Below are 7457 nucleotides of genomic sequence, written 5' to 3'. Positions count from 1 at the left end.
GATCACCCGAAGCCTCAAACGCTACATAGCCCGCCAAATCTGGCGCACCCTCGAAGCCACCGCTTGACAAAAACCGTCACAGATCTTGCACTTTTGGTCGCCGAAACGCGGCTTATGTCAGTTATGCCGCGACCAAAAGTGCAAGATCGCGGGGCGCGGGGCGCGGGGCGCGGGGCGCGGGGCGCGGGGTCAGACGGCGACGGCGTCGTTGCGGAGGACGAGGATGGCGATGTCGTCGCGGGGCTCCTCGACCGAGAAGTTGATCGCGGTGGCGCGCAGTCGGGCCGCCACCACGTCCGCCGAGTAGCCGGCCAGCGGAGCGGCGGCGTCGCGCAGCCGCCCGGTGCCGAACAACTCCCGCCCCCGGCGGCGCTCGGTCACTCCGTCCGTGTAGAAGACCAGGCAGTCGCCCGGGTCGAGGGCGAGTTGCGCGGTGGGCGAGGCGATCGTGTCGAGCAGCCCGAGTGCGGTGCCGCCGGTGCCGACGAAGGCGGCCGGGCCGCCGCTGGACCGCAGCAGCACCGGCCGGTCGTGCCCAGCCAGGTGCAGCCCGACGTCGAGCCGGTCGCCCTCACCGGGCCCGACCGCCGCCAACGCCAGCGTGCAGTAGCGGCCGGCACCCCGCTCGACAAGCGTCTCGTTGAGCCGGGCCAGCACCTCGGGCAGCGGCTTGCCGTCGCCGGCCAGCACCCGGATGACGTCCCGCACCAGCCCGGTGACCGCCGCCGCCTGCACTCCCTTGCCGGAGACGTCGCCGATCACCACCAGCCAGCGCCCGTCCGGCAGCGGCACCACGTCGTAGAAGTCGCCACCGACGTCGACGTCCCCACCCGTCGGCACGTACTCGGCGGCGAAGCCGATGCCCTCCACCACCGGCAGGACCGGCGGCAGCAACGACTGTTGCAGGGTCTGGGCGACCCGGCGGCGTTCGGCGTGGATGCGGGCGTTCTCGATGGCGAGGGCGGCCCGTCGGGCCACGTCCTCCAGCACCGCGATCTCGTCCGGGTCCTGCCGGTGCCGCTGGTGCCGTCCGACGGCCAGGGTGCCGAGGCGCTGCCCACGGGCGATCAACGGCACGGCGAAGCCCTCCATCGGCGCGCCGAGCGGGGTTCGGGTGCCGTTGCGGCTGGCCTCCCGCAGCCGAGCCTGGATGGAGTCGGTGCCGGCCTCGCGGAGCGTGGCGTGCAGCTGCGGCAGCATCGACTCGTCGGCGTGGCTGGCCGCCGCGAGCCGGAGCCGACCCCACTCGTCGGTGGTGTGCACCGCGCACCACTGGCCGAGTCGGGGCACCACCAGCTGCGGGATGAGTGCCATGGTCAGTTCGACGTCCAGCGACTGGGCGAGCAGCTCGCTGGCCTCGGCGAGGAAGGTCAGCCAGGCCTGCCGGCGTACGTCCGCGCGGCGCAGCCGGTCGTTCTCCAGGTGCAGCGAGAGCCGCTCGGCGGTCAGCACCGCCAGCGGCTGGGCGTACGCGGTGGGCGCGGCGTCCAGTTCCAGCTCTCCGGCGTACGGGCGGTGCACGGCCAGCGGCACCCGGAGCAGGTCGTTGCCGGCCCGGGGCTGGCGGCCGTACCGGGCGAGGACCTGGGCACCCTGGCCGTCGCCGCGGTCCAGCCGCACCACCCCGCCGGCGGCACCGACCATCTCCGCCACCCGGGTCAGCAGTCCGGCGGCGAAGTCCGGCAGCGGGTCCTCGGCGTACGGGTCGGGGGTGGTCTGCATCAGCGCGTTCATCGCACCGGCGCTGGGCACGGCGGTCTGCCCGACGCTGTCCGGTTGGGCGGCGCTCGCCGGTGGCGCGGGTGTGGCCGGTCCGTTCCCCTTGCGATCGGAGCGGTCCAGCCGGAACCACACACCCTTGCCGGTGCGCAGGTAGGTGGTACCCCAGCGGCTGGCGAAGTGGTCGACCAGCAGCAGCCCGCGCCCTCGTTCGGCGACCTCGGTGATGTCGGTGGCCAGGTTGCGTACGCCGACGGTCAGCTCGTCGACCGGGCCGGCGGCGAAGTCGGAGACCGTCACGGTCAGCCCCGCCTGGTCGGCGGTGACCTCGATGTCCAGTTCGGTGCGGGCGTGCTCGACCGCGTTGGTGGACAGTTCCGTGGTCAGCAGAAGTGCCTCGTTGAGCAGTTCGTCCAGGTCCGCCTCCGCGAGCACGGACCGGACGACCGCGCGCGCGGCGGCCGGCGTACGGCGGTCGGCGGGAAGCCGGACGCGCCGCACGTGCTCGTCTGGGCCCGTCGTCGCCGCGGGCCCCGCCTCCGCTGACACCCTCGTATCCTCCACCGACACCCCTGAAGTGCCAAGCCGATCACCGCCGGGTCTTTGCCGTTGGGCGGTGCCGTGCCGTGGCGTTTTCCAGGTCACGGGGACAATGATGGGGTGGCCGGTGGGAGCCGGTGTACCCCGAGGTGAGCGAGGAATGATGACCACGGCGAAACAGTCGGTGACCGCGGAGACCTCCGCCGCCGACCACGAGGCGGTCCTCACCGAGCTGGCGGAGGCGCTACGGCGGGTCCGTGGCGGTGATCTCAAGGTGCGGTTGCCCCGGCGCTCGGGCGCGGCCGGGGAGGTGGCGGACGCCTTCAACGACGTGGTGTCGCTCCAGGAGCGGCAGCACCTGGACCTGCGCCGGATCAGTCGGGTCGTGGGCCGCGACGGCCGGCTGACCGAGCGCCTGGACGAGGAGGGGCTGGACGGCTCCTGGGCGGAGGGTCAGCGGGCGGTCAACTCGCTGATCGACGACCTGGGCCGGCCCACCACCGAGATCGCCCGGGTCATCGTGGCGGTCGCCGACGGTGACCTTACCCAGCACATGGCGCTGGAGATCGACGGTCGCCCGCTGCGTGGTGAGTACCTGCGCATCGGTCGCACGGTCAACACCATGGTCGACCAGCTCTCGTCGTTCTCCAACGAGGTGACCCGGGTGGCCCGGGAGGTGGGCACCGAGGGCAAGCTGGGTGGCCAGGCCGACGTCCGCGGCGTCGCCGGCACCTGGAAGGACCTCACCGACTCGGTGAACACCATGGCGTCGAACCTGACCGGCCAGGTCCGGTCGATTTCCCAGGTGGCGACCGCGGTGGCCAAGGGTGACCTCTCGCAGAAGATCACCGTCAGCGCTCGCGGCGAGGTCGCCGAGCTGGCCGACACGATGAACTCGCTCACCGACACGCTGCGCCTCTTCGCCGAGCAGGTGACGCGGGTGGCCCGTGAGGTGGGTACCGAGGGCAAGCTGGGCGGTCAGGCGGAGGTGCCGGGTGTCGCGGGAACCTGGAAGGACCTGACCGACAGCGTCAACTCGATGGCGTCGAACCTGACCGCCCAGGTGCGCAACATCGCCCAGGTCTCCACGGCGGTCGCCCGGGGCGACCTGTCGCAGAAGATCACCGTGGCCGCGCAGGGCGAGATCCTGGAACTCAAGGACACCGTCAACACGATGGTGGACCAGTTGTCGTCGTTCGCCGACGAGGTGACGCGGGTGGCCCGTGAGGTGGGCACCGAGGGCAAACTGGGCGGTCAGGCCCAGGTACGCGGAGTCTCCGGCACCTGGCGCGACCTGACCGAGAACGTCAACCAGCTCGCCGGCAACCTGACCAGCCAGGTCCGCAACATCTCCCAGGTCTCCACGGCGGTCGCCAAGGGTGACCTGAGCCAGAAGATCACGGTCGACGCCCGGGGCGAGATCCTGGAGCTGAAGAACACCGTCAACACGATGGTGGACCAGTTGTCGTCGTTCGCCGACGAGGTGACCCGGGTGGCCCGGGAGGTGGGTACCGAGGGCAAACTGGGCGGTCAGGCGCAGGTCAAGGGCGTCAGCGGTACGTGGCGGGACCTGACCGACAACGTGAACTCGATGGCGTCGAACCTGACCAGTCAGGTGCGGAACATCGCCTCGGTCACCACGGCAGTGGCGCGGGGCGACCTGTCGCAGAAGATCACGGTGGATGCCCGGGGTGAGATTCTGGAGCTGAAGTCGACGGTGAACACGATGGTGGATCAGCTGTCGTCGTTCGCCGACGAGGTGACCCGGGTGGCCCGGGAGGTGGGCACCGAGGGCAATCTCGGCGGTCAGGCGCAGGTCAAGGGCGTCAGCGGTACGTGGCGGGACTTGACCGACAACGTGAACTCGATGGCGTCGAACCTGACCGCCCAGGTGCGGAACATCGCCCAGGTCTCCACGGCGGTCGCCAAGGGTGACCTGTCGCAGAAGATCACGGTGGATGCCCGGGGCGAGATCCTGGAGCTGAAGTCGACGGTGAACACGATGGTGGATCAGCTGTCGTCGTTCGCTGACGAGGTGACCCGGGTGGCCCGTGAGGTGGGTACCGAGGGCAAGCTCGGCGGTCAGGCCCAGGTACGCGGCGTCGCCGGCACCTGGCGCGACCTGACCGACAACGTGAACTCGATGGCGTCGAACCTGACCAGCCAGGTGCGGAACATCGCCTCGGTCACCACCGCGGTGGCCAACGGCGACCTGTCGCAGAAGATCACGGTCGACGCGCAGGGCGAGATCCTGGAGCTGAAGAACACCGTCAACACGATGGTGGACCAGTTGTCGTCGTTCGCCGACGAGGTGACCCGGGTGGCCCGTGAGGTGGGTACCGAGGGCAAGCTGGGTGGTCAGGCCCAGGTACGCGGCGTCTCCGGCACCTGGCGGGACCTCACCGAGAACGTGAATCAGCTCGCCTCGACGCTTACCACCCAGCTCCGGGCGATCGCCCGCGTCTCGACCTCGGTGACCCGGGGTGACCTCACCCAACGGATCGCGGTGAAGGCGCAGGGCGAGGTCGCCGAGCTGAAGGACAACATCAACCAGATGATCGTCACCCTGCGGGAGACGACCCACAAGAACGCCGAGCAGGGGTGGCTCGACTCCAACCTCGCCCGCATCGGTGGCCTGCTACAGGGCCAGCGTGATCTCGGCGAGGTCTGCCGGATGATCATGCAGGAGGTCACGCCGCTGGTCGACGCGCAGTTGGGTGCCTTCTTCCTGGTGGACAACTCCGAGGGCGTGATGCGGCTGCGGTTGACCGCCTCGTACGGCTACGTCTCCCGGGGGCACGACGTGACCTTCGGGCCGGGCGAGGGGCTGGTCGGCCAGGCCGCGCTGTCCCGGCGCACCATCCGGGTCGGCGCCGTACCGGACGGCCGGATCACGTTGCGTTCCGGGTTGGCCGACACGCCGCCGGCGGATCTGGTCATCCTGCCGGTCCTCTTCGAGGGCGAGCTGCTCGGCGTGATCGAGTTCGCCACCGTCACACCCTTCTCCGAGCTGCACCTGTCGTTCCTGGAGCGGCTGGTCTCCACCATCGGCATCGCGGTCAACACCATCCAGGCGAACCGGCGTACGGAGGAACTGCTCGCCCAGTCGCAGCGGCTGGCGCACGAGTTGCAGGAGCAGTCGGCGGAGTTGCAGCGGACCAACGCCGAACTGGAGGACAAGGCGAAGCTGCTGTCGGAGCAGAAGGCGAACATCGAAACCCAGAACCGCGAGATCGAACTGGCCCGGCTGGGCCTGGAGGACAAGGCGCAGCAGCTCACCCGAGCGTCGGCGTACAAGTCGGAGTTCCTGGCGAACATGAGCCACGAGCTGCGTACCCCGCTGAACTCGCTGCTGCTGCTGGCCCGGTTGCTCATGGAGAACTCCGAGCAGAACCTCACGCCGAAGCAGATAGAGTTCGCCCGCACGATCCACGGTTCCGGGTCGGACCTGCTGCGCCTGATCGACGACATCCTGGATCTTTCCAAGATCGAGGCCGGGCGGATGGACGTCGAGCCGACCGAGGTCCGGTTCACCGAGGTCTGCAACTACGTGGAGCAGGCGTTCGCCCCGCAGGCCGAGGAGAAGGGCCTGGACTTCCAGGTACGCATCGGCAAGGACCTGCCGCCGGCCGTGGTGACCGACGCGCAGCGGCTCCAGCAGGTCCTGCGCAACCTGCTGTCGAACGCGGTGAAGTTCACCGACAACGGTGCGGTGACCCTGCGCATCTCCCGGGCTCCGGAGCACGCGGTGTTCGACGTACCGGCGCTGACCAACGCCCGGCAGGTGATCGCCTTCACGGTGATCGACACCGGCATCGGCATCTCCGACGACAAGCTGTCGCTGATCTTCGAGGCGTTCCAGCAGGCGGACGGAACCACCAGCCGCCGCTACGGCGGCACCGGGCTGGGCCTGTCGATCAGCCGTGACCTGGCCCGGCTGATCGGGGGCACGATCACCGTCGCCTCGGCACCCGGCCAGGGCTCGACATTCACGCTCTACCTGCCCGACGTACTGGCACCGGACGCGGTGGTGGCGCCCGCGCCACCGTCACCACAGCGGGCGGGGCTGCCGTCGTCGTTGTTGATGCCGCCGATGGAGTTGCTGTCGGAGGCGCCCGAGGCGCCGAAGACCCGTCAGTTGGATGGTGCCACCGTGCTGATCGTCGACGACGACGTGCGTAACGTCTTCGCGCTGACCAGCGCGCTCGAACTGCACGGCATGACCGTGCTGTACGCCGACAACGGCGCCGACGGGGTCCGCCTGTTGGCCGAACACCCGGAGGTCGATATCGTCCTGATGGATGCCATGATGCCCGATCAGGACGGGTACGAGACAACCCGGCAGATCAGGCGCAACCACCGGTTCGCGGACCTGCCGATCGTGTTCCTGACCGCGAAGGCGATGCCGGGGGATCGGGAGTCGGCGATCGCGGCCGGGGCCAGCGACTACATCACCAAGCCGGTCGACCTGGACCAGTTGATCGAGCTGATGGGCACCTGGATCAGTGGCAGCCGTACCGAGGAGGGCTCGTGACGCAGGTGGCGAAGGCGCTGCTGGTCGATGATCGCCGGGAGAACCTGATGGCCCTGGAGGCGATCCTCCAGGGGCTGCCGGTGCAGTCGGTCGCCGTGGAGAGCGGTGAGGCGGCACTGAAGCAGTTGCTGGTGGACGACTTCGCGGTGATCCTGCTGGACGCCCAGATGCCGGACATGGACGGTTTCGAGACGGCGAGCCACATCAAGCGGCGGGAGCGTACCCGGCACGTCCCGATCATCTTCCTGACCGCGGCCGACCGGGATGCTCAACTGGCCCTGCGCGGCTACGCCGCGGGCGCGGTGGACTACCTCACCAAGCCGTTCGATCCGTGGGTGCTGCGGGCGAAGGTCTCCGTCTTCGTCGAGTTGTGGACCAAGACCCGCCAGCTGGCGGCCCAGTCCGAGATGGTGCGCGAGCGCGACGCCCAGTGGCGGCTGCTCACCGACGCGGTAGACGAGGCCACCACCCTGCTCCGCAACGCCGACGACCCGGAGGCCCAGTCCCGCGCCGTGGCCCTCCTAGAACAAGCCCGCTGGGGCACCACCCCCGACTAACCCCACCCCCACCCCCACCCGCCCCCACCCGCCGGCCGCCGCGATCTTGCAGTTCCTGCCCCGACGAAAGGTGCGATTCGGGGCATCTCGGCGACCGAAAGTGCAAG

3 protein-coding genes are annotated in these 7457 nt (G+C 69.8%); 2 read left to right on the top strand and 1 reads right to left on the bottom strand.

Annotated elements, in window-relative coordinates; translation table 11 throughout:
• Window positions 1–189: 189 nt before the first annotated feature.
• Window positions 190–2268, bottom strand: coding sequence for a SpoIIE family protein phosphatase (locus AB0J93_RS19885; RefSeq protein ID WP_363923765.1), 2079 nt, complete (start codon window positions 2266–2268; stop codon window positions 190–192).
• 154 nt (window positions 2269–2422) lie between these two features.
• Between AB0J93_RS19885 and AB0J93_RS19880 the strand changes: the two genes are divergently transcribed.
• Together AB0J93_RS19880 and AB0J93_RS19875 are read left to right on the top strand one after the other, a co-directional pair.
• Entirely contained in the window at window positions 2423–6793 is a 4371-nt protein-coding gene (locus tag AB0J93_RS19880) for a HAMP domain-containing protein (RefSeq protein ID WP_363923764.1), read from the top strand.
• A complete protein-coding gene (locus AB0J93_RS19875; RefSeq protein ID WP_363923763.1) occupies window positions 6790–7350 on the top strand; it encodes a response regulator in 561 nt (186 codons plus the stop codon). The genes AB0J93_RS19880 and AB0J93_RS19875 overlap by 4 nt, the downstream gene beginning before the upstream one ends.
• Window positions 7351–7457: the final 107 nt, after the last annotated feature.

The sequence above is a fragment of the Micromonospora sp. NPDC049374 genome, assembly GCF_040677165.1.
In the GTDB taxonomy this organism is placed as follows: Bacteria; Actinomycetota; Actinomycetes; order Mycobacteriales; family Micromonosporaceae; genus Micromonospora.
This window is presented reverse-complemented; position numbering and strand designations above follow the sequence as displayed.